This is a genomic window from Prescottella agglutinans (assembly GCF_004011865.1).
Taxonomy (GTDB): domain Bacteria; phylum Actinomycetota; class Actinomycetes; order Mycobacteriales; family Mycobacteriaceae; genus Prescottella; species Prescottella agglutinans.
In genome coordinates, this window is the sequence record NZ_RKLP01000012.1 from 80,998 (window position 1) to 104,015 (window position 23,018).

Below are 23,018 nucleotides of genomic sequence, written 5' to 3' on the forward strand. Positions count from 1 at the left end.
CTCTCTATGCTCCCAACTCGATCGGTGCGCCGACCAGTGAGCCGTACTCGACCCAGCTGCCGTCGTAGTTCTTCACGTTCTGCTTGCCGAGGATCTCCTGCAGCACGAACCAGGTGTGGCTCGAGCGCTCGCCGATGCGGCAGTAGGCGATGGTGTCCTTGGTCTCGTCGAAGCCCTTGTCCGCGTACAGCTTCGCGAGGTCCGCGTCGGACTTGAAGGTGCCGTCCTCGTTGGCGGTGGTGCTCCACGGGATGTTGATGGCGCCGGGGACGTGGCCGCGCTGCTGCGCCTGCTCCTGGGGCAGGTGCGCCGGAGCGAGGATCTTGCCCGAGTACTCGTCGGGGGAGCGGACGTCGACCAGGTTCGCGGAGCCGATCGCGGCGATCACGTCGTCACGGAAGGCGCGGATCGAGGTGTCGGCGGCAGCGGCCTTGTACTCGGTCGCCGGACGGGTGACGGTCTCCTTCGACAGCGGACGGCCGTCGAGTTCCCACTTCTTGCGGCCGCCGTCGATCAGCTTGATGTCCTTGTGGCCGTACAGCTTGAAGTACCAGTACGCGTACGCGGCGAACCAGTTGTTGTTGCCGCCGTAGAGCACCACGGTGTCGTCGTTGGCGACGCCCTTCGCGGACAGCAGGGAGGAGAACTGCTCCTGGTTCAGGAAGTCGCGGCGGACGCCGTCCTGCAGATCCTTGCGCCAGTCGAGCTTGATCGCGCCCTCGATGTGGCCACCGTCGTACGCGGCGGTGTCCTCGTCGACCTCGATGAAGACGGTCTTGGGGGCGTTGAGGTTCTCTTCGGCCCAGTCTGCGGAGACCAGGACGTCGGAGCGAGCCATGGGTTGTCCTTTCGGGTTCGGTACGGCGTGCGAGACAAGCGTGGGAACGCTGCGCGGGTGTGAGACCCGTGCGGGTGGAGATGCTGTGGTGCCGGTCAGGCCGGGTGCGGCGTCGCGCCGCGGAGCCGTGCGACCAGCGGATAGATCTGGCAGCCGAGGCAGATGCCGAACGCGGCGTTGAGCAGTGCCGCGAACAGTGCGAAGCCGGTGGCGATTCCGCCGACCACGCCGGCGCCCAGGAGGAACGCGATGGTGCCGACGGCCGCGAAGGCCAGGCCCACCAGCTGGGCGAACCGCAGCGGCGGGACGGGCTCGCGTTCGACGGTCGGGCCGAGCCGCGGTGCGACGAGGCGCGCGAACAGCTGCCCGTACGGGCTGCGACGCGGTCCGGCGACGGCGCCGACGGCGAACACGACGGCCTGAACGGCCAGCAACAGCCCGGCGGCGAGGGCGGAGACCGTGGACAGGGCCAGCACGACGACGAGAACGGCGGTGGTGATCCACGCGGCGAACCGCGGGCCGCGCACGTCGACCTGCTGAATCTCGAGTGTGGGTGTGGACATCGGAAGTGCTCCTGCGGGTTACCGAGTGCTGTGACATGCCGGTGCGACGACGCGGCAAGGACCGGATTTCGGGATTTCACCGATCACGGACGGGGACCGTCAGCGAGAACGCTGGTACAGAGAGGAATCGACCGTCTGTGTGATCAACAGCAGGGACAGCAACAACCACCGAGGCGGCACAGGTCGACTGCGCGGCGACGGGTGAGCATCAGCTCGTGGTTGGCGTACACGTGGTGCAGCGTACCTGGTTTTTCAGGATTTGGGGTGCCCGGATTCGAGGAGGGGGGCGAGGGCCGCCTCGAGGTCCGCGGCCGACGGCACGCCCGAGATGCGGAAGCGTTCGGTCAGTTCGCCGTCGAGGATGAACGTGGTCGGCAGCGACAGGACGCCGAGAGTCTTTGCCAGGGAAGGATTCTCGTCGATATCCAGTTCGATTTCGGTGGCCGCGTGGCGCCCCGAGTCGTCGGCGACGCCCGCGTCGAGCTTGGTGAGGACCTGCCCGATCACCCGCCGCACCGCGGCGCACGGGCCGCACCAGTCCGCGGAGAAGTGGAGCACGATCGGTCGCCCGGTTGCGGTGACCCCGGCCTCCGCGAGGCGAGTGAGACGCTCGTCGTCGACCGCCGCGGTCGGAACCGGAGCGGACGCCCGGACCTTGCCCGAGCGGCTGCGCAGGGCGAGTCCGACCGTGAGGGTGGCGACCAGCGCGACGGCCAGGATGAGGAGAGCGGTCACAGCTGCGCCTGCAATTCGTCCAGGTTGATGACCAGGTTGTCGCCCGATCCTTCGATCACGATCCGCGAGCCCTCGGCGTACACGTCGGTGGGCATGACCCCGAACGGGAGCGCCTGCGGGTCGATCGTCTTCGTGAAGAGGTCGAGCACACCCTGCCGCAGCGGCGTGGGCACCGTGAAGTCGGCCTCGCCCTCGGGACCGAAGTAGAAATCGGTCGCGACGATCATCAACTGCTCACCGCGCAGCACCAGGTCGGCCTGCACGCTCACCGTCTTCTGCAGCGGACCCACCGGCACGGTTCCGGTGAACACGATGCCGCCGGTGGTCGGGGATCCGGATCCGCCGGACCCGCCGGTGCCGTCCGACTTGTCGGCCGGCGGCGCGGAAACCTGCAGGTCGGGGATGCCGAGGAACTTGCCCAGGTCGGTGGCGTCGATCATCAACCGGCCCTCGAGATGCTCGACGGGAACCTCGTGGACGGAGCCGTCCAGCAGCGACGACGCCGGAACCGACACGCCGTTCAGCGTCGCCTCGATCGTCACATCACCGATCATGTCCTGCGGCACCTGTCCGGCGCGGACCTCGATGTTGTCGTACTTGCCGTTCCAGGCCTGGGTCAGGAACGGGAAGCCGTGGATGGTGACCTCGGGGTCGGCCGGCAACGAGCCGCCCTCGCGCAGGGCACGCGAGACGCGGTATTCGGAATAGGCGGCGGCGCCGAAGTCGACGACGACGGCGAGTCCGACGAGGCACACCAGTCCGATGATCAGTTTCCGCACCACACCATTCTTACCGGCGCTGCCAGGGACCGGTGCGGCGGTAAGGTGCGATCTCGCGCTAATCTGTGCGCGAACAAGAACGTCGGTCCACTCGGTGTCGGCCCTTCGCCGGCATTCGCGGCGCAAGAGAGGGAGGTTGAGTGGAGCTGCTGCTTCTGACCTCCGACCCCAATCCGGAGACGGTGCTGCCGTCGTTGGCGTTGCTGGCGCATTCCGTGCGCCCGGCACCGACGGAAGTGTCATCCCTGCTCGAGGCAGGGTCCGCGGATGTGGCGCTCGTCGACGCGCGCACCGATCTCGCGGCTGCCCGCGGCCTGTGCCGGCTGCTCGGCAGTACCGGGTCCGCGGTCCCGGTCGTCGCGGTGCTCACCGAGGGCGGTCTGGTCGCGGTGAACTCGGACTGGGGCCTGGACGACATCCTGCTCCCGACGACGGGGCCGGCCGAACTCGATGCGCGACTGCGGCTGTTGGTCGGCCGCAACGGCGGCGTGGCCAGTCCGGAATCGGCGGGCAAGATCACGCTCGGTGAGCTGGTGATCGACGAGGGGACGTACACCGCACGACTGCGGGGTCGTCCCCTCGATCTGACTTACAAGGAGTTCGAACTCCTCAAATACCTGGCACAGCACGCCGGACGGGTGTTCACCCGCGCGCAGCTGCTGCAGGAGGTGTGGGGCTACGACTTCTTCGGCGGCACCCGCACCGTGGACGTCCACGTACGACGGCTGCGCGCCAAGCTCGGCTCGGAGTACGAGTCGCTCATCGGGACGGTCCGCAACGTCGGCTACAAGGCGGTGCGCCCGGTGCGCCCGACGGGCCGCTCCGGCGGTGCCGTCGAACCCGACGAGACGGACTCGGACGACCCGGACCTGACACCCACCAACGGATCGGCGTATTAGATGGACACGCAGCAGCTCGACTGGATCGATTCACCGCCGGTCGAGGCCGTTCACGGCGTCATCGCGCGGGCCGCGACGGCCGACGGCACCGCTCCGGTATCCGAGCAGGCCGTGCACGCGGTGGCCGGGACCGGGGCCGCACGGCACCTCGTCTGCACCGCCGACGGCTCCGTCGTCGGTTACGCCCAGCTCGAGCCCGGCCACGGCGAGCACCCGGCCATGGCGGAGGTCGTCGTGGACCCGGAGTCGCGCGGGCTCGGGATCGGTACCCGGCTGGTGGCCGAAGTGCTGCGGGCCGGCGGCCCGGGGACCCGCGTGTGGGCGCACGGCAATCTGCCGGCGGCGTCCGCCGTCGCGCGTCGGCTCGGTCTCGTCGGGGCGCGTGAACTGCTCCAGCTGCGGCGATCTCTGACGACCCCCGAGCTTCCCGACGTCGTGGTGCCGGACGGCGTCATGCTGCGGACGTATCGGGGCCCCGAGGACGACGCGGAGCTGTTGCGGGTCAACGCCGCCGCGTTCGCGTGGCACCCGGAGCAGGGCTCGTGGACCCAGCGCGAGATCGACGAGCGTCGGGCCGAGCCGTGGTTCGACCCCGAGGGGCTGTTCCTCGCGTACCCGTCGGAGGACGCGGCCGGGGACTCGAACCATCTCCTCGGATTCCACTGGACCAAGGTGCACGCGCCGGAGAACGGCAACCCCGCGCTCGGGGAGGTGTACGTCGTCGGGATCGACGCCGACGCGCAGGGTCGCGGTCTCGGTCGCGTTCTCACGCTCGCGGGCCTGCACCATCTGCGCGACCGTGGGCTCGGCACCGTGCTGCTGTACGTCGAGGGCGACAACACCACTGCTCTGCACACGTACGAACGGCTCGGGTTCGAGCGGTTCCACGTCGACGTCGCCTACGCCGCCGGGGACTGATCGGGCCCATTCCGGCCTGTGTGATCCACGCCTCCGAAGATTTCTGCTGGGAGTTCATCTTCCGTTCACCGAACGGGGTCCAGTTGGCTACCGGGCGCCCCTAGCTTTCTGGCTTGGGTGGCAGATGGCCGCCCGGCGCGATCCGGTCCGGAGCCGCGCCTCCCATGCCGCCCGACCACGGGCGAGACGCTAGAACAGCGGAGGACAAGGGTGAATCTCGAGCGTAAAGGCGCACTGCTCGGAGTGGTGGCCGTCGGAGCCGTGACTGCCATGTCCCTCACGGCATGCGGCAGCGACAACAACGCCGCATCCACGACCGTCGACACGTCGGCTTCGACCGCGTCGTGCGAGGGCAAGGACAAGCTCTCCGGCGCCGGTTCGTCCGCCCAGAAGAACGCGATGGACGAGTTCACCTCGACCTACATCGCGGCGTGCCAGCAGAAGAGCAAGTCCGTCAACGTCGCCTACAACCCCAGCGGCTCGGGTGACGGACGCACGCAGTTCATCGCGAACCAGATCGACTTCGCCGGCTCCGACTCGGCGATCAAGGGTGACCAGGCCGAGCAGGCCAAGCAGCGCTGCGCCGGCAACGACGCGTGGAACCTGCCGCTCGTGTTCGGCCCCGTCGCGATCGCGTACAACCTCGACGGCGTCGACGACCTGGTGCTGAACGGCGAGACCACCGCGAAGATCTTCAACGGTGGCATCACCAAGTGGAACGACCCCGCCATCGCGGCACTCAACCCCGGTGTCTCGCTGCCGGACGAGAAGATCAGCCCGATCGTGCGTTCGGACTCGTCCGGCACGAGCGACAACTTCCAGCAGTACCTCGAGGCGTCGTCCAACGGGGCGTGGACCCAGGGTGCCGGTTCGGACTTCAAGGGTGGCGTCGGCGAGGGCGCGAAGGGCTCGGCCGGTGTCGCGCAGGCCGTCGCGTCCGCGCCCGGATCGATCACCTACGTCGAGAAGTCGTTCGCGGATCAGCAGAAGCTGCCGGCCGCGCAGATCGACACGGGTGCCGGCCCGGTGAAGCTGACGCAGGAGACGGCGTCCAAGGCCATCGCGAACGCGTCCTTCAAGGGCTCGGGCACCGGTGACCTCACCCTCGACCTCAAGTCGATCTACGGCACCAAGGAGGCCGGCGCCTACCCGCTGGTCCTGGCGACCTACGAGATCGTCTGCTCCAAGGGCTACGACGCCGCCACCGCCGCCGCGGTGAAGTCGTTCCTGACCAGCGCCGCGAACGAGGGCCAGCAGACGCTCGCCGACCAGGGCTACGTGCCGCTGCCGGAGTCGTTCCGCGCCAAGATCAACGAATCGATCTCGGCGATCGCCTGATCGGAACCATCGCCACTCGGACCGCCCATCTATATTCAGACAGAGAATGTGAGCGCAGATGACTGACGCGAGCACACGGTCGACACCACGCGCCTCCGGCCCCGCGGACGGCGGGGCCGGGGTGGGCGGTCCGAATGGCATTCCGGAGGCCCCGATCACTTCCCCACAGGAAACGAAGAGCAAGACGGTCACCCGTCCGGCGGACCGGATCTTCGGCTCGCTGGCGTCCGGGTCCGCGGTCTTCATCACGCTGCTCGTCGCGGCCGTCGGTATCTTCCTGATCTGGCGCGCGGTCCCGGCGTTGCAGCGCAATGAGGCCAACTTCCTCACCAGTCGGGTGTGGGACACCACCGACATCGACAACATGGCGTTCGGTGTGCTGGACCTGTTCATCACGACGGTGAAGGTCTCGGTGTTCGCGCTGATCCTCGCGATGCCCGTCGCGTTGGGTATCGCGATCTTCCTCACCGAGTACGCCCCCAAGCGGCTGGCACGCCCACTCGCCTACGTCATCGATCTGCTGGCCGCGGTGCCGTCGATCGTCTACGGCCTGTGGGGTCTGCTGGTGTTCGCGCCCGCCGCCGCGCCGGTCGCGATGTGGCTCAACGAACATCTCGGCTGGATCCCGTTCTTCTCGGACGGCACCGGTTCGATCCGCGGCGGTGGCACCGTCTTCACGGCGGGCATCGTCCTGGCGGTGATGATCCTGCCGGTCATCACCGCGGTCACCCGCGAGGTGTTCGCGCAGACCCCCAAGGCCCACGTCGAGGCCGCGCTCGCGCTCGGCGCAACGCGCTGGGAAGTGGTGCGCACCACAGTCATTCCGTTCGGCAAGTCCGGCTACATCAGCGGTTCGATGCTCGGTCTCGGTCGCGCGCTCGGCGAGACGATGGCGCTCTACATGATCCTGCGGACCACGTCGGCGCCGGCCTCGTGGCTCTCGCTCAACGATTCCGGATCGACGATCGCGTCGAAGATCGCGCTCGGATACGCCGAATTCAACAACGACATCCAGGCGGGCGCCTACATCGCCGCCGGCCTGGTCCTCTTCGTGCTCACCTTCGTGGTCAACGCGGCCGCACGCGCCGCGATCGCCGGAAAGCGGGACTGACCGATGACCAGCGTTCTCGACAAGCCGATCAAGGCGCCCGCGTTCCAGGGCGTCGGGTTCCGCCGCCGGTTCACCGACCTCACCGCGACGGTGCTGGTCACCCTGTCCGTGCTCATCGCGCTGGTCCCGCTGGTGTGGGTGCTGTGGACGGTGATCGCCAAGGGCCTGCCGGCCATCACGTCGCAGACGTGGTTCACGCACTCGCTGAGTGGGCTCTCCGCGTCCGCCGAGGGCGGCGGCATCTACCACGCCCTCATCGGCACCCTGATGCAGGGCCTGGTGTGCGCCGTGCTCGCGGTTCCGCTCGGCCTGTTCGTCGCCGTCTACCTCGTCGAGTACGCCGGCAACTCGCGTCTCGGCAAGCTCACGACCTTCATGGTCGACATCCTCTCGGGTGTCCCGTCGATCGTGGCCGCGCTGTTCATCTATGCGCTGTGGATCGCGACGTTCGGCTTCCCCAAGTCGGCCTTCGCGGTCTCGCTCGCCCTGGTCCTGCTGATGGTCCCGGTCGTCGTCCGCAGCACGGAGGAGATGCTGCGGATCGTGCCGAACGACCTGCGCGAGGCGTCGTACGCGCTGGGCGTGCCGAAGTGGAAGACCATCGCGCGCATCGTCGTTCCCACCGCGCTGCCCGGCATCATCACCGGCGTCATGCTCGCCCTGGCCCGCGTGCTCGGCGAGACCGCACCGTTGCTGATCCTGGTGGGCTACGCGCCGTTCATCAACTTCAACCTGTTCGGTGGAGAGATGGGCACGCTGCCCGGCGTGATGGTCGCGGAGATGAACAATCCGACCGACGCCGGTTCCAACCGGATCTGGGGTGCGGCGCTGACGCTCATCCTGCTGATCGCGATCCTCAACATCGTCGCGAAGGTGATCGGTCACTTCACCACGGTGCGCAACAAGTGAGCACCGAACGCGCGGCGATCCACGCAATCACCGCACACCCCGAACCTCGCAAGCAGATACTCGAGCTGACGCTCACACCAGTAGGGAGCCGTTGAATGGCCAAGCGTCTGGATCTCAAGGACGTCAACATCTACTACGGCAAGTTCCACGCCGTCGCCGATGTCGGGCTGTCGGTGCCCCCGCGCAGCGTCACCGCGTTCATCGGCCCCTCGGGCTGCGGCAAGTCCACGGTGCTGCGGTCGCTCAACCGCATGCACGAGGTGACGCCGGGTGCCCGGGTGGAGGGCTCGGTTCTCCTCGACGGCGAGGACATCTACGGCTCGAACGTCGACCCGGTCGGCGTCCGCAAGACCATCGGCATGGTGTTCCAGCGGCCCAACCCGTTCCCCACGATGTCCATCCGCGACAACGTCGTGGCCGGGCTCAAGCTCCAGGGCGTGCGGGACAGGAAGAAGCTCGACGAGATCGCCGAGCAGTCGCTGCGCGGCGCGAACCTCTGGAACGAGGTCAAGGATCGCCTCGACAAGCCGGGCGGCGGCCTGTCGGGCGGTCAGCAGCAGCGTCTGTGCATCGCCCGCGCGATCGCGGTCTCGCCGGACGTGCTGCTCATGGACGAGCCGTGCTCGGCGCTGGACCCCATCTCCACGCTCGCGATCGAGGACCTCATCACCGAGCTCAAGCAGGACTTCACGATCGTCATCGTCACGCACAACATGCAGCAGGCGGCGCGCGTGAGCGACCAGACGGCGTTCTTCAACCTCGAAGCCACCGGCAAGCCGGGTCGGCTCATCGAGATCGACGACACCGAGAAGATCTTCTCCAACCCCACGAAGAAGGCCACCGAAGACTACATCTCCGGCCGCTTCGGCTGATCCCGTCCCGGAACCCCTCCGGCTACGCTGGCTGCTCCGGCTGGAGGGAGGGGTGGGACGGTGTCGTCGAAGAGCGGGGTGGGACGGGTCGCGGCGCTCGGGTGCGCTGTCGTGATCATGGTCGTCGTGGGCCTGGTCTGGTGGGCGCCGTGGCGCGGGGGTGCCATCGTCGGCGCCGAACTACGGTCCTTCCCGACGGTCGACGGGTCCGCCCTCGACCCCACCCGGGCGCGGATAGTCGACGTCGTGCGAACCGAGTTCGACGCGCAGCCGTCCGGAACGAAGTACTCCGAGGGCGCCGAGGAATCGTGGTGTGCCGACTTCGTCAGTTGGACGCTGCGCGAGGTCGGGGAGCCCTTGTCGAACCCGAATTCGGGGTCGTGGCGGATTCCCGGGGTCTACACACTGCAGGAGTACTACGAATCGGTCGGGCGCTTCCGGCCTGTCGACTCGGGTTACGTCCCGCGGACCGGCGACGTCGCGTTGTACGCGCCGTCGAGCCCTTTCGGGCAGCACACCAACTTCGTGATCGACTACGACGCGGGCACCCTCACCACCGTCGGCGGTAACGAGGCCGACGCGATCAAGGTGCACCGCTTCGCGGTGGCGGACGTGCCGGAGCTCCTCGGCTACGGCGTGCTCTGAGCGGCAACAGGATTCGTCAGGCGGACGTCGACCACCAGCCCGTGGTGGTCGGAGCCGGCGATGTCGATGCGCTCCAGCCTGGTCGCGACCGCCCCCTTGGTGATCATCCGGTCGATGCCGATCAGCGCGGGGATCCGCCGACCGGCCGGCATCGTGGGCACCAGTCCGGCGCCCAGTTGGTCTGCGGCGTCGGCGTATCCGTCGGTGAGCAGCGCCCGGTACTGGCGCTGGGTGTAGCTTGCGTTGAAGTCCCCGCTCACGACGACGTTGTCGCGCACGGCGCTCGACTCGAACTCGGAGTGCAGTTTGCGTAGCTCGGCCGCCCACACGGGTGCGGGGAACAGGTAGGCGGGCGCGGGATGAACGGCGAACAGGACCAATGGTTCTCGCAGTCCGACGTCGAGGTCCGCGGACAGGTTGGCGGACAGGAAGCTGTCGAGATTGCGGGTGTTCGACAGCGGTAAGCGACTGTAGATCCCGCCGCCCTCCCCGCCGGGCCCGTACGACACCACGAACCGGTGCGGCAGGAGGTCGTCGAGTCCGGCCGCGTGCAGTCCCGCGATGGACTCGTCGGTGAGTTCCTGGACGGTGAGGACGTCGATGTCCCGGTCGCGGACGGTGCGCACCAGCGCCGACGGATCCGCCTGTCCCACTTTGATGTTGGCTTGCATGACGCGCACCGTCGGTCCCGTCGCGGTGTCGGGTGAGATGCCGGGGGCACCGGGAATGTAGAGCGGGCTGAGCATCCAGGCGCCCAGCGCGCAGACGACGAGGCACGCCGCCTCGGCGATCCACCGTTCGGCGAACGCGGCGACGACCGCGCCGACCATCGCGATCACCAGTAGTAGCGGTGTCTGCGCGGCCAGCAGGACGACGAAGCGGTTCTCCACGTTCACGATCGAGGCGACGAGGCCCGCGGCGCCCAGCCCACAGCAGGTCGCGGCGAATACTCCGGCCGTCGTCCGGGCCGTCCGGCTGTCGATCACCACTCGATCATGCCCGCTTCCGGACCGAGGGGCGCGGTCTCGTCGAGCGGGTAATTGACAGGTAGCTAGAGGTGTGTCAACCAGCTGATCGACAGGTGGCTGGACGGGTGTCAGCCACCTGATTGACAGGTGGCTGGGCGGGTGTCAAAAGAGCTAATTGACAGGTAGCCAGGCGGGCGTCAACCGGTGACTTGTTTCCCTGCCGGGCTGGTCTACCCGGACCTTCGTGTGATTGTCTGAATCGCCCAAACATTGCTCAAAGTTTGATTACGCTCGTGCAGCAAGCTGGACGGGACGCCGAGCGACGCCGAGGGGAACGGCGTAGCTGGACGGTCGCGACTTTGTCCGGATGTGCAGCGCCTATCGAGAAGGACATCACGTGAAACTGAAGAACCTTGCTCCGGCCATTGCCGCCCTCGCCGCCGTCGGCCTCGTCGCTTCGGGATGCAGTGACGACAGTTCCGCCGACCCGGCCCAGAATCCCGCGACCGGCGAGCCGATCAAGGTCGGTCAGATCCTCTCGATGCAGGCCGGCGGCCTGTCGGTAGCGAACATGGGTGCCGGCATGACCGCGTCGATCGAGGCGCTCAACAACCGCGGTGGTGTCTCCGGTCGCCCGCTCGAGCTGGTCCAGTGCGACTCGATGGGCGACCCCAACAAGGAGGTCGACTGCGCCAACAAGATGGTCAGCGAGGGCGTGACCGCCACGCTCGCGGACTTCACGGTGGCCTCGCCGGAGTCGGTGTCGCAGATCCTCACGACGGCCGGCATCCCGCGGATCGGCATGAACCCGATGAACATGGCCGACTTCACCTCGCCCAACGTGTTCACCCCGTTCTCGGGTTCGCTGCTCACGCTGTACGCCAACGTCGACGCGCTGGTCGCGCAGGGTAAGACCAAGCTGTCGCTGATGCGTCCGGACGTCCCGGTCGCCGCGATGCTCAGCCAGATGCTCGCCCCGGCCGTGCAGGCGAAGGGCGCCGAGATCGTCAACGAGGTGGCGGTGGGCCCCGGCGCCACCGACTACACCCAGTTCGTCGCCGCGGCCGAACGCAACGGTGCGCAGGGCGTGCTGATGGCGTTGACGGCCACCGAGTCCAACCAGGTCGCGGACGCATTCGAGCAGCTCGGCTCGAAGCTGTCCTTCGCCATGCCCGCCACCAACTTCACGCAGGCCGACCTGCAGAACCTGGGCACCTTCGCCACCTCGTCGATCTACACCAGTCCGGTCCCGGCGCCGTCGTCGAGCACCGACGATTTCCCGGGTCTGGTTCCGTTCCTCGACGACATGTCCGCGTCGGACCAGGAGGACCTGGCACGCGAGAACCTCAACGGCACCGAGATCTTCTCGTGGCTGTCGGTCCGCGCTTTCGGTGAGGTCGCCAAGACTCTCGGCACCATCGACGCACCGTCGGTCATGCAGGGCTTCCAGAACGCCAAGGACATCGACATGGCCGGACTGGTGCCCGCGTGGACGCCGAACGCCGTGGAGCCGTTCGGCATCTTCCAGCGCGTGTCGAACTCGATGATGTACAAGATGTCGTTCGACGGCGACGTCGTGGTGACCGATCCGAACATGTTCGACCTGCGCACCCAGTAGTAGTCCCGTCGATGCGGGGTCCGGCTCCGTCAGCCGGACCCCGCTTCGGTCTCCCCGGAGGTTTGCATGACGGAACTACTGCAGTTCGCCATTCTCGGTCTCGGTGCCGGATCGGCGTATGCGCTGCTCGCTCAAGGCGTCGTCCTCGTCTACCGAGGTTCCGGCGTGGTCAACTTCGCCCAGGGCGCGATCGCGATGGTCGCGGCCTACGTCTGCCTGGAAACCCTCCAGCGCAAGCAACATTGGTCGCTCTGGCCCGCGTTCGTGGTGGCTGTCCTGGTGGCCGCCGCGATCGGATTCCTGTTCCAGCAGCTCGTGTTGCGCTGGTTGGCGACGGCAGCGCCGATCGTCCGGCTCGCTGCCACGCTCGGTCTGCTCGTGATCCTGCAGGCCGGAGTCCAGCAGTACTACGGATCGAAGTCGATTCGGGTGCGCGCCTTCCTGCCGAACGACGCCTACCACTGGGGCGGCATCGTCGTGCAGCAGGACCGCTTGATCCTGTTGGGGATCGCAGTGGTGACGACGGCGGTGCTGTGGGCGGCGACCCGTTTCACGCGGGTCGGCCTGGCGATCACCGCGGCGGCCGAGAACGAGCGTGCCACAGCGGCTCTGGGATGGTCGCCGCAGCGACTGGCGTCGTTGACGTGGACGGTCGGTGGCGGCCTCGCGGGCGCGGCCGGCGTCCTCGTCGCGCCGCTCACGGGGTTGACGCCCAACGCGTTCGTCGTCATCGTCACCGTCTCGGCCCTCGCCGCGGCGCTGCTGGGCGGCTTCCGCTCCTTCCCGCTCACCCTGCTCGGCGGACTGCTACTGGGCGTGGGGGAGAGCGTGGTGGTGCTCTACCAGGACGACATTCGTGACCTGCTGGGGATGGAGACGCTCACCGGCATCAACCGTGCGGTCCCCTTCCTGGTGATCCTGGTCGTGCTCGTCGTGCGTGGTAAAGGCTTGCCGCTGCGCAGCCACGTCGCCGACCGACTCCCTCGGTTGGGCACCGGCCGCATCGACTGGCCACTGCTCGCCGTCGCGGTCGCCGTGGTCGCGGTGGTGGTGCTCGTGTCCGGTGGCGACTGGCTCCGATCCTTGACCGCCACGCTCGCCGCGGCGGTGTTCCTGCTCTCGATCGTGGTCCTGACCGGATTCGCGGGTCAGCTGTCGTTGGCGCAGTACACCGTCGGTGGACTCGGCGCCCTGGTCTCCGCCCGGCTCATCGGGCAGGCCGGCTGGCCGTTGATCCCGGCCGCGCTCGTGAGCGTCGTCGGGGTGACCGTGGTGGGTGTGCTGTTCGCGTTGCCCGCACTGCGCACCCGTGGCGTGAACCTGGCCGTCGTCACACTCGGTCTCGGATTCACGGTGCAGGAGATGGTGTTCAACAACCCCACCTTCACCGGCGACAAGGTGCAGGGCGCGGTGCGGATCGACGAGGTGAGCCTGCTGGGCTTCGACGTCTCGGCGACCAACCACCCGGAACGCTGGGCGTTGCTGTGCCTCGTGGTACTCGTGGTGAGTGCGTTGATGGTGGCGAACCTGCGACGATCCCGCACCGGCCGACGCTTGATCGCGGTGCGGACCAACGAGCGGGCCGCCGCGTCGTTGGGTATCAGCGTGTTCGCGGTCAAGCTCTACGCTTTCGCCGTCGCCGCGGGACTCGCTGCGGTTGCGGGAATCCTGTTGGGATTGCGCAACATTGCGGTCACCTACTTCGAGTTCAACGTCTTCTCGTCGATCAACGCCGTCGTCCAGGCCGTCACGGGCGGTCTGGGATTCGTCATCGGCGCGGTGGCCGGTGCCCTGCTGGCACCCGGCGCGCTACTCAGCCGACTCATGGAGAGCGGTGAGGCAACCGGCGTGATCTCGACGCTGATCGGTGGCGTCGTGTTGATCGTGATCCTCCTGACGAACCAGAACGGCCTCGCGGACATGCTGTCTCGGCTGGGCGGCGCGCTGAGGCGTCGCCTGCGTCCGAACCGACCGCACCGTCACCGCCGCGCACACGAACTGTCGCCCGTGCGGGACTTCGACCTCGATCCGGTGCCTGCGCTCGCTCTGTCGGTGCGAGACCTCACCGTGCGGTTCGGTGGTGTGACGGCGGTCGACGGCGTGTGTCTGGATGTGGAACCCGGTCAGGTGGTGGGGCTCATCGGCCCCAACGGTGCCGGTAAGACGACCGTGATCGACGCCGTGACGGGGTTCGTCACCCCGGCGAATGGCCAGGTGCTGCTGGGCGACGACGACGTGGTCGGATGGAGTGCAGCACGACGGTCTCGAGCGGGCCTGCGGCGGTCGTTCCAGTCGCTCGAACTGTTCGAGGACGTCACGGTTGCCGAGAACATCCACGCCGGCGCGGACGACGCGGGTTGGCAGACGTGGGTGACCGACCTGATCCGCCCGGGACGACATCCGTTCTCGCCGACAGCGTCTGCCGCGGTGGCCGACTTCGAGCTTTCCCCGGATCTCGATGCATTTCCGAGTGAATTGTCCTACGGCAGACGGCGACTCGTCGGCATCGCCAGGACCGTCGCGTCGGGGCCGTCGGTGGTGTTGTTGGACGAGCCTGCGGCGGGCCTGGACGAGGTGGAGAGCCGCGAACTGGCGGACGGCATCCGGATGCTCGCGGATCGACGTCGCGCGGGTGTGCTGCTGATCGAGCACGACATGGACCTGGTGATGTCCGCGTGCGACCGGGTCGTGGTCCTCGAGGCCGGCCGTGTCATCGCCGACGGGACGCCGCAGGAGGTGGCCGCCGACGAGCGCGTGCAGGCGGCCTACCTGGGAACGCACGCCGACAGTGCAACGACGGAGGTGACGACGTGACGACGACCGTGCAGACAGCGATCGAGAATCGGACGACAGTCCTCGAATACGACGGCGTGAGTGCCGGATACGGTGGGGCCGCGGTGTGCCGGGACCTGAACCTGACGGTCCGCGCGGGCGAGGTGGTCGCACTGATCGGTGCCAACGGCGCCGGGAAGTCCACGACGATGCTCACGGCTGCGGGCGAGCTGGCGCCGATTTCCGGGACCGTCCGAGTGCTCGATCAGACGAAGCGGATGTCGTTGGCGCAGTTGTCGAAACGCGGCCTGAGCTATGTCACCGAGGAGCGTTCGGTGATCATGGGGCTGACTACCGCGGAGAATCTGCGACTGGCCGGGGTTTCCGCGGACGCCGCGTGCGCGATCTTCCCGGAGCTGCGCCGTCTGTTGCGCCGGCAGGCGGGCCTGCTGTCGGGCGGAGAGCAGCAGATGCTCACGCTCGCCCGCGCCTTGGCCCGCAAACCGAAACTGCTCCTGGCCGACGAGCTCTCGCTGGGCCTGGCGCCGCAGATCGTGGCGCGTTTGCTCGCCGTCGTGCGGGACGCTGCGACCACCGAGGGTGTCGGGGTGTTGCTGGTGGAGCAGCACGTCCGCCAGGTGCTCGAGGTGGCCGATCGGGTCTACGTCATGCGTCGCGGGCGGGTCATCCTCGAGGGCCCGGCGGCCGACATCGCGGCCGATCTCGACGCCGTCCAGCGCGCGTACCTGTCCGGTGAGGGCGCCTGACACCTCGCCGGGAAGGCCGAGCACCGGGGGCGCGTACGCCCCCGGTGCGGCTCTACAGTTCGGGGTAGGTGGTCAGGTCGTCGGCGTCGCTGCGCGGTTCCTCGGGCATCTTGCCGGTGACGAGGAAGATGACCCGGCGCGCGACCTCGACGGTGTGGTCGGCGAAGCGCTCGTAGAAGCGGCCCAGCAGGGTCACGTCGACGGCGGCGGCGACACCGTGCTGCCACTCGCGGTCCATGAGGACGCTGAACAGGTGCCGGTGCAGGTCGTCCATCGCGTCGTCTTCTTCGCGGAGCTTGGCGGCACGCTCGGGGTCCCTGGTCTCGAGCACCTCCCTCGCGCCGGCACCGAGCGAGACGGCGATGCGGCCCATCTCGGCGAAGTAGCCGTTGACCTCTTCCGGGAGGACGTGGTTGGGGTGGCGGCGGCGCGTGATCTTGGCGACGTGCAGCGCGAGCGCACCCATGCGGTCGATGTCGGAGACGATCTGGATGCCGCTGACGACGGAGCGCAGGTCGCCCGCGACCGGGGCCTGCAGCGCGAGCAATGCGAACGCCCGCTCCTCGGCGACGACGCTGAGCTCGGTGATCTTCTCGTGCTCGCCGATCACTTGCTCGGCCAGCTCGAGATCGGCATGGAGGAGCGACTGGGTGGCCTTTTCCATGGCCGCCCCGGCCAAGCCCGCCATCTCGCCGAGGAGATCCGCGAGCTCGGTCATCTGTTCGTTGTAAGCGACGCGCATGAGGTCACAGCCTACGGCGTGGCGGAAACCAAGTCACCACGGTCAGGTGAACGGCGGGTGAATGCCCGGCGCAGTTCAGGGCTTCGCGCAAGGATTGTCGGTCGCGTTCGTCACTGCGAGGTCCGCGGGCAGCTCGACATCCTCGGCCTCACCGATCCGGGCGGAGCTGACGTCGAGTGGCGAACCGGCCACGGCAGGGGCCGTCAGCGTGCGGTCGAATGCGCTGCCGAGGACCACCTCGACGATGGTGCCGAGCCCGGACGTCTGCTCGAGCACCGCCCCGGGAATCGACGACGCCACGGTCGCGGCCTCCGCCTCGAGCCCGGGGGAGAACCGCACGATGGTCTGGCTGCTGGTGCCGCTGTAGTTGCCGACGCTGTAGATCTGGAACCCGTAGGCGGCGAACTGGTCGGCGGTGGTGGCGGCCAGCCCGGACACGCCCGAGCCGTTGGACACTTGCACGCTCACCTCCTCCGGGCTCACCGCGAGCTGGCTCGGTGCCGGCGGCGGGGGCGTCGTCGACGTGTCCTTCGGGTCGTCGGTCCGCTTCTCGCCCGGCAGGGGCTCGTCGTCGATGATCGCCCGGAAGATGTCCTTGATGTCGTCGAGGCGGGGGATCTCGTTGCCCCAGTCGTTGGTGCCGGCCGTCGGGACGGTGATGAACGTGACGGCGCCGGCGTCGACGTTGCGAAGCGACTGACCGAGGGTGATCAGCGACTTGGTGTCGATGTTCTCGACGAACGTGGACTGGGTGAACGCGTTGATGAAGCTGTTGAGCTTGCCCGGATCGAACAGCACCTTGCTCGACATCGCCTCGCGGAGCAGCGCCGACAGGAACAACTGCTGCCGTTTGATCCGGCCGTAGTCGCCGTTGCCCTCCGCCTCCACGTGGCGGGCACGCACGTAGTCGAGTGCCTTCTTGCCGTCGAGGGTCTGGGTGCCGGCGGTCGGCAGGATCGTGCCGAGTTCGCCGTCGACCAGGGGCTGCGGGACGCACACCTCGACGCCACCCACGCCGTTGACCATGCTCTCGAAGCCGGCGAAGTCCATGCCGACGAAGTGGCGGATCTTCACGCCCGAGATCTTCTGGATGACCTTCACCAGGCACTTCGGTCCGCCCAGCGCATAGGTGGCGTTGAGCTTGTCGCCGTCGGCGGCCGGATACGTCTCGTCGGTGTAGGTGCCGGTCTGGTTGTCCCAGCCCTGGCACTCGGGGCGCTCCACGTCGAGGTCTCGCGGGAAGGAGACCGCGACGACGCGGCTCCGGTCGGCGGGTACGTGCACGAGCATGACGGTGTCCGACCGGGCGCCCTCGGCATCCTCGACTGTGCCCGCCCCGACCGCGCCGGATGCGCCGGCACGCGTGTCGGTGCCGACGATCAGATACGTCTCGTCGCCGGTCTGGCCGCCGGGGTCGATGATGTCGGCGGAGTCGGTGTCGAGCGCGGCGATCTGCGCGAAGCGGCCCTCGGTCGTACGCAGGTAGCCCCACACGCCGCCGGTCACGACCAGTGCCATCACCGCGATGAATGCGACCGTGGAGCGCCCGAGCATCAGCAGCTTGCGGCGTTTGCGGTCCTTGCTGGCCGCCAGTCGGGTCTGGTTGGGGCTGCCGACGGCCTGCGGCGACGCGGTGGTCGCCTCTTCCACCCAGTCCGGGTTGCCGGGTTCGTCGTCGTCGTAGTCGTCGTCGTAGCGGTCGTCGGTGACGGCCGGAATGATCTCGGTGGCCGCGTCGGGCCCGGTCGAGGGTGGCCCGGAAGGCTCGTACCCGTACCTGTAGTCGTACTGAGGCTCGTAGTCGGGCTCGTCCGAGTGTTCGCTCCGGCCGACCGCGGGCGGCACCGGCCGGCCCATCTTCTGCATCAGTTCGGCGACGGACAGGCGTTCGCTGGTGTCGATGGGCTCGGGTTCGGACTCGTGGCGGCCGCGTCGTGCCTGTTCCTCGCGGTATCGACGATCGGCTAGCGGGCGCTCCCAGGGGGCTCGGCCGTCCGGCGCGGAGTGGCCGGGATTGCGCTCGTCACCCACCGATTGGCCCTGACCTCTCCGCCTCCAAATAAGTACCGTCGCACGACGACGTCGCAATGATACTTATCTGTGACCCTGGCGGCATCAGACTGCGCGCTGTAGAAGTGTTGTCGCACTTCACGCGGTGACGTGTCGCGGGTCACCGTGTGGTGTGCCACCGCTGCGGGTCGCATTCGAGCGCGGCGCGGTCCCAGTCCGCGTTCCGGGCCTCGGCCTCGTAGGTGGACTGCAGGAAGCGCTGCAGGGTCGCGTCGGGATCGGCGGCCGTTCGGACGGCCTCGTAAGGGAGTAGGAACTGCCGGAACTCGGCGCTGTAGAACGCCTGTTCGGGCTCGACCGGGTGGGTCGAGAAGCCGTCCGGCTCGGGGTAGGCGTACGCGTAGAAGGCGCCCTCCGTGCCGCCTCCCGGCCAGAACCCGCAGCTCGACAGCTCGTGCGAGTAGCCCTCGACCATCACCCAGTCGCCGCAGTTCGGGGCGCCGCCCGGGTGCTCGGGCGCTGTCCGGCCCGAGAAGCGGGTGCAGGCCAGATCGAACGACCCCCAGAAGAAGTGGACCGGGCTGACCTTGCCGATGAAGCGGGACCGGAACTCGTGCAGGCCGCGGTCGGCCTGGATGAGCTGCTTCCAGAACAGGCTGGCGGCGGACGGGTCGTACGACGCGTGGACGGTGTCCTCGGCGAACGGGATCGCGGTGGCCACCTCGTTCGGCGTCGGCTCGATGTGCGTCTCGATGCCCAGTTCGTCGAGGGACTTCATGATCCGCTCGTAGAAGTCGGCGACCGGCATCGGCTCGAGCGGGAACTCCCGGTGCGCGCCGTTGCTGTCGCGGATCGTCAGTCGGTGGGCGGACAGGTCGAACTCGATGTCGAAGACGCGGGTGCGGTACGGGATCGCCGACGTGGTCAGCCCCCGCGCGCTCACGTAGAACGGCACCTGCCACCAGTGGTTGACCAGCGGTGCATGGGCCAGGCGCACCTTCCCGACGACCTGCGTCCACATGTGCAGGGTGTCGCGGGTGGGTTCCCAATCGGCGACCCTCAGCGCGGGCCAGGCGTTCGAATCGGCTGGTGAAGCGGCCACGACGTCTCCCTCCGGAAGAATCCTCGAGGAACTGCAGGCTTCTTCGGAGTCTAGGCGCGGGCCGCGGTGGGCCAGACGCTATCCGCCGGAATGCATGATGTCCGCGCCGGCCGGCACGAGGGTGTCCTCGGGGTCGTCGAGCCATCCGTCGGGCAGTGCGACCGTGCCCGGCGAGCCCTGGCGGCCGCGCGGGCCCTCGGCGTCCTTGGGGAACGGCACCGACGGATCGAGCTGGCCGAGGAAGCCCTCGAGTTCGGCCAGCGACGACACCCGGGCCATGCCGTTGCGCAGTTCGGAACCCGCGGGGAAGCCGCGCATGTACCACGCGATGTGCTTGCGCATCTCCCGCATGCCCTTGTCCTCGCCGTGATGGTCGGCGAGGAGGCGGCCGTGCCGCATCATGATCGCGGCGACCTCGCCGAGATTCGGCGGGACCGGCATCTCGGTGCCGTTGAGGGCGGCGCTGAGCTCGGCGAACAGCCACGGCCGGCCCAGGCACCCGCGTCCGACGACCACGCCGTCGCAGCCGGTCTCCGACATCATCTTCTCGGCGTCCTCGGCGGCGAAGATGTCGCCGTTGCCGAGCACCGGGATGTCGGTGACGTGCTCCTTGAGGCGCGCGATCTCGGACCAGTCGGCCTGTCCGGAGTAGCGCTGGGAGGCGGTGCGGCCGTGCAGCGCGACGGCGGCGGCGCCCTCGGCCGCGGCGATGCGTCCGGCGTCGAGGTGGGTGTGGTGGTCGGCGTCGATGCCGATGCGCATCTTGACGGTGACCGGGATGTCCGTGCCCTCGGTCGCCTTGACCGCGGCGGCGACGATCTGCCCGAACAGCCGGCGCTTGTACGGCAGGGCCGACCCGCCGCCCTTGCGGGTGACCTTGGGGACCGGGCAGCCGAAGTTCATGTCGATGTGGTCCGCGAGGTCCTCGTCGACGATCATCTTCGCGGCGGCGTACGTGACCTCGGGGTCGACGGTGTACAGCTGCAGCGAGCGCGGCGTCTCGGTCGGTCCGAAGGTGGTCATGTGCATCGTCACCGGGTGGCGCTCGACCAGGGCGCGGGCCGTCACCATCTCGCACACGTACAGGCCCGACGTGCTGCCGGCGCGCTCGAGTTCCAGTTCGCGGCACAGCGTGCGGAACGCGACGTTCGTGATGCCCGCCATGGGGGCCAGCACGACGGGGCTGCCCAGCTCGAGCGAACCGATGCGAAGGGGTGACATGAAGACCTCGGGATAATTCTTCGGGAGAAAAGACTGTGCCCGGTACCGAATCCGGTACCGGGCACAGGATAGCCGCAACGGGCCAGGTGGTGACCCGTCAGGAGGCCTTCTCGGCGCGCGCGGCGTCCCGCGCGAGCGCGCGGTCGCGCATCTCCTCGAACTTGGTGGCCTGCTTCTCGAGGGTCTCGAGGAAGGCCGCGAGCTCCTCGCGGGTGTCCTCGCCGCGGGCGGTGAAGTCGGTGCGGTCGAAGACGTTCCACTTGCGCAGCACCGGCATCACCACCTCTTCGAGGTGCTGGCGCAGGTCGTAGATGCCGTGCTTGGCCATCAGCACACCGTTGCGCCGGAAGTTCGGCATCCCGGCGCCGGGCATCTCGAAGTTCTTGATGATGTCGGTCACGGCCTTGAGCGTCTGGTCCGGCGCGATGTCCATCGCGGCGCCGCAGATGTTCCGGTAGAAGATCATGTGCAGGTTCTCGTCGGCGGCGATGCGCTGGAGCATCTTGTCGGCGATCGGGTCCTGGCACGCCTTGCCGGTGTTGCGGTGCGAGACGCGGGTCGCGAGTTCCTGGAACGTCACGTACGACACGGAGTGCAGCAGGCCGACGCTGTCGCCGGCGGGGGAGCTGTAGCCGTTCGTCATGTGGATCATGCGGGCGTTCTCGAGTTCGACCGGGTCGACGCCGCGGGTGACGACGAGGTAGTCGCGCATCACGATGCCGTGGCGGTTCTCCTCGGCCGTCCAGCGGCCCACCCAGGTGCCCCACGCGCCGTCGCGGGAGAAGTTCTCGGCGATCTCCCGGTGGTACGACGGCAGGTTGTCCTCCGTGAGGAGGTTGGTGATCATCGCGGCCTTCGCGACCTCGTCGAGCCGGGACTGCTCGGGATCCCAGTCCTCTCCGCCCATCGCGGCGAAGTTGCGGCCCTCGTCCCACGGGACGTAGTCGTGCGGATGCCAGTCCTTGGCCATGGAGAGATGTCGGTTCACGTTCTCTTCCGCAACAGGCTGCAACTCCTGCAGCAGCTCGAGCTGAGTGAGATCCCTCGACATCGGTTTCTGCCTCCATGAAAGTCGGTGACGCTGAATGACGTTGACGTGCGCTTCAGACCGTGCTGCGAACCTACGCTACCGTAGGTTTGCAGATCGAGGGGAGGCTTCGGCTCGTGCCGCCGCCACAGGTCCCCCCGGTCCCCGCCCGTCCGCGGGCCCGGCTGCTGTGGTGGGAACACCGCGCCGAGTGTGGCGGACGTTACACGTCGGTGACCTTCGTGGGAGCTGTTTCCCCAGGTTTGTCCTGCTGTGAATCGGCTGTGAATGTGAGGAAGCGCTCGGCGGCGGCCGGCAGTTCCCGGCCGCGCGCCCAGACGAGGCCGATGTCGCGTCCGGCCCCGCGTAGCGGGACGAGCGTCACACCGTCGGGCCACCCGTGCGGTTCCTGCCAGGGCATCACCGCCACACCCAGCGACGCGGACACCAGGCCGCCGATCGTGGCCAGTTCGCTGGACTCGAAGACGACGTTCGGTACGAAGCCCGCCTCGGCGCACAGTTCGTCGAAGATGCGACGCATCCCGTAGTCCTCGTGCATGACGATGAACGACTCGTCGGCGGCGGCCGCGAGGTCGAGCGACGTTCCGTCGCCGAGCGGGTGTCCGGTCGGGAGGGCGAGCGCGAGCCGCTGGTGCGTGATCGGCGCCCACCGGACCAGCGGGGTGCGGGGCCGCGGGGAGACGAACGCGAGGTCGTCGCGGCCGTCGACGACGCGATCGACGAGGGCCTGTGCGGCGTCCTGGTACAGCGTGAACGACACCCGCGGCCGCTGCTCCCGATAGGCGCGCAGGACCTGCGGAATCAGCCAGGTCCCGAACGAGTGCAGGAAGCTCAGCCGCACCGTCCCGCGGTCGGGGCTGTCGAACGACGCGATCTCGTGCTGCGCGGCGGACAGTTCCGCCGCCGCGCGCCGTGCGTGCTCGAGGAGCACCCGGCCGCGGTCGTTGAGTTCGAGGCGCCGGCCGTGCCGGTCGAACAGGTCGGCGCCCAGGTCGCGTTCGAGCCGGGCCAGTCGGCGCGACAGCGTCGGCTGGGAGATGCGCAGCATGTCCGACGCGGCGGTGACCTGCTCGGTCTCGGCGAGCGCGATGAACCACCGCAGGCCGTCGATCAATTCCACTCCACCAGCTTATGCGCGCAACGCATCAACAGCTGTGCATGAA

22 protein-coding genes are annotated in these 23,018 nt (G+C 68.3%); 10 read left to right on the forward strand and 12 right to left on the reverse strand.

Annotation, left to right across the window (positions count from 1 at the left end; genetic code table 11):
* Positions 1–4: 4 nt before the first annotated feature.
* The 5 genes from EGT67_RS21125 to EGT67_RS21140 all read right to left on the reverse strand — a co-directional run bounded on the left by EGT67_RS21125 (position 5) and on the right by EGT67_RS21140 (position 2,915).
* Positions 5–838, reverse strand: a complete 834-nt coding sequence (locus EGT67_RS21125) for a sulfurtransferase (protein WP_127918072.1) — start codon at positions 836–838, stop codon at positions 5–7.
* Between the two features lie 95 nt (positions 839–933).
* Positions 934–1,401, reverse strand: a complete 468-nt coding sequence (locus EGT67_RS21130) for a DUF4395 domain-containing protein (protein WP_127918073.1) — start codon at positions 1,399–1,401, stop codon at positions 934–936.
* A 143-nt stretch (positions 1,402–1,544) separates the two neighbouring features.
* Positions 1,545–1,631: a putative leader peptide gene (locus EGT67_RS25640; protein WP_350317252.1), complete on the reverse strand. Its 87-nt coding sequence runs from the start codon at positions 1,629–1,631 to the stop codon at positions 1,545–1,547.
* A gap of 22 nt (positions 1,632–1,653) precedes the next feature.
* Positions 1,654–2,136, reverse strand: coding sequence for a TlpA family protein disulfide reductase (locus tag EGT67_RS21135; protein WP_127918074.1), 483 nt, complete (start codon positions 2,134–2,136; stop codon positions 1,654–1,656).
* Positions 2,133–2,915, reverse strand: a complete 783-nt coding sequence (locus EGT67_RS21140; protein WP_127918075.1) for an LmeA family phospholipid-binding protein — start codon at positions 2,913–2,915, stop codon at positions 2,133–2,135. The genes EGT67_RS21135 and EGT67_RS21140 overlap by 4 nt, the downstream gene beginning before the upstream one ends.
* A 140-nt stretch (positions 2,916–3,055) precedes the next feature.
* On the opposite strand from EGT67_RS21140, the gene EGT67_RS21145 reads away from it, so the two are divergent.
* From EGT67_RS21145 to EGT67_RS21175, 7 genes are all read left to right on the forward strand, one after another.
* On the forward strand, positions 3,056–3,814 hold the full coding sequence (locus tag EGT67_RS21145; RefSeq protein WP_127918076.1) for a winged helix-turn-helix transcriptional regulator: 759 nt from the start codon (positions 3,056–3,058) through the stop codon (positions 3,812–3,814).
* Positions 3,815–4,732: a mycothiol synthase gene (gene mshD, locus EGT67_RS21150; protein WP_127918077.1), complete on the forward strand. Its 918-nt coding sequence runs from the start codon at positions 3,815–3,817 to the stop codon at positions 4,730–4,732.
* Between the two features lie 210 nt (positions 4,733–4,942).
* On the forward strand, positions 4,943–6,070 hold the full coding sequence (gene pstS / locus EGT67_RS21155) for a phosphate ABC transporter substrate-binding protein PstS (protein ID WP_127918078.1): 1,128 nt from the start codon (positions 4,943–4,945) through the stop codon (positions 6,068–6,070).
* Between the two features lie 58 nt (positions 6,071–6,128).
* On the forward strand, positions 6,129–7,181 hold the full coding sequence (gene pstC, locus EGT67_RS21160) for a phosphate ABC transporter permease subunit PstC (protein ID WP_127918079.1): 1,053 nt from the start codon (positions 6,129–6,131) through the stop codon (positions 7,179–7,181).
* Between the two features lie 3 nt (positions 7,182–7,184).
* Complete coding sequence (gene pstA, locus EGT67_RS21165) at positions 7,185–8,090, forward strand: phosphate ABC transporter permease PstA (protein WP_127918080.1); 906 nt, start codon at positions 7,185–7,187, stop codon at positions 8,088–8,090.
* 95 nt (positions 8,091–8,185) lie between these two features.
* Positions 8,186–8,962, forward strand: a complete 777-nt coding sequence (pstB, locus tag EGT67_RS21170; RefSeq protein ID WP_127918081.1) for a phosphate ABC transporter ATP-binding protein PstB — start codon at positions 8,186–8,188, stop codon at positions 8,960–8,962.
* 60 nt (positions 8,963–9,022) lie between these two features.
* Positions 9,023–9,607, forward strand: coding sequence for a CHAP domain-containing protein (locus EGT67_RS21175; RefSeq protein ID WP_241566158.1), 585 nt, complete (start codon positions 9,023–9,025; stop codon positions 9,605–9,607).
* Here the strand turns inward: EGT67_RS21175 and EGT67_RS21180 are convergent.
* Positions 9,592–10,593, reverse strand: a complete 1,002-nt coding sequence (locus EGT67_RS21180) for an endonuclease/exonuclease/phosphatase family protein (RefSeq protein WP_241566159.1) — start codon at positions 10,591–10,593, stop codon at positions 9,592–9,594. The two genes, EGT67_RS21175 and EGT67_RS21180, sit on opposite strands and share 16 nt — an antisense overlap.
* 379 nt (positions 10,594–10,972) lie before the next feature.
* Between EGT67_RS21180 and EGT67_RS21185 the strand changes: the two genes are divergently transcribed.
* The 3 genes from EGT67_RS21185 (at position 10,973) to EGT67_RS21195 (ending at position 15,732) form a co-directional block, all read left to right on the forward strand.
* Positions 10,973–12,193 (forward strand): ABC transporter substrate-binding protein, encoded by a 1,221-nt coding sequence (locus EGT67_RS21185; RefSeq protein ID WP_164877630.1) that lies wholly within the window; start codon positions 10,973–10,975, stop codon positions 12,191–12,193.
* A 66-nt stretch (positions 12,194–12,259) separates the two neighbouring features.
* Entirely contained in the window at positions 12,260–15,007 is a 2,748-nt protein-coding gene (locus tag EGT67_RS21190) for an ABC transporter permease subunit (protein ID WP_127918084.1), read from the forward strand.
* A complete protein-coding gene (locus EGT67_RS21195; RefSeq protein WP_206612455.1) occupies positions 15,004–15,732 on the forward strand; it encodes an ABC transporter ATP-binding protein in 729 nt (242 codons plus the stop codon). The genes EGT67_RS21190 and EGT67_RS21195 overlap by 4 nt, the downstream gene beginning before the upstream one ends.
* Positions 15,733–15,784: 52 nt before the next feature.
* On the opposite strand, the gene phoU is transcribed toward EGT67_RS21195, so the two are convergent.
* From phoU to EGT67_RS21225, 6 genes are all read right to left on the reverse strand, one after another.
* Positions 15,785–16,474, reverse strand: a complete 690-nt coding sequence (phoU, locus tag EGT67_RS21200; protein WP_127918085.1) for a phosphate signaling complex protein PhoU — start codon at positions 16,472–16,474, stop codon at positions 15,785–15,787.
* Between the two features lie 75 nt (positions 16,475–16,549).
* Complete coding sequence (locus EGT67_RS21205) at positions 16,550–18,505, reverse strand: LCP family protein (RefSeq protein WP_127918086.1); 1,956 nt, start codon at positions 18,503–18,505, stop codon at positions 16,550–16,552.
* Positions 18,506–18,644: 139 nt separating this feature from the next.
* Positions 18,645–19,586, reverse strand: a complete 942-nt coding sequence (locus tag EGT67_RS21210) for a DUF5996 family protein (RefSeq protein ID WP_127918087.1) — start codon at positions 19,584–19,586, stop codon at positions 18,645–18,647.
* Between the two features lie 78 nt (positions 19,587–19,664).
* The gene (dusB, locus tag EGT67_RS21215; RefSeq protein WP_127918088.1) at positions 19,665–20,807 is read right to left on the reverse strand and encodes a tRNA dihydrouridine synthase DusB; all 1,143 of its coding nucleotides are present in this window, start codon (positions 20,805–20,807) and stop codon (positions 19,665–19,667) included.
* Between the two features lie 97 nt (positions 20,808–20,904).
* The gene (locus EGT67_RS21220) at positions 20,905–21,858 is read right to left on the reverse strand and encodes an acyl-ACP desaturase (RefSeq protein WP_127918089.1); all 954 of its coding nucleotides are present in this window, start codon (positions 21,856–21,858) and stop codon (positions 20,905–20,907) included.
* Between the two features lie 199 nt (positions 21,859–22,057).
* Positions 22,058–22,975, reverse strand: coding sequence for a LysR family transcriptional regulator (locus EGT67_RS21225; protein ID WP_127918090.1), 918 nt, complete (start codon positions 22,973–22,975; stop codon positions 22,058–22,060).
* Positions 22,976–23,018: the final 43 nt, after the last annotated feature.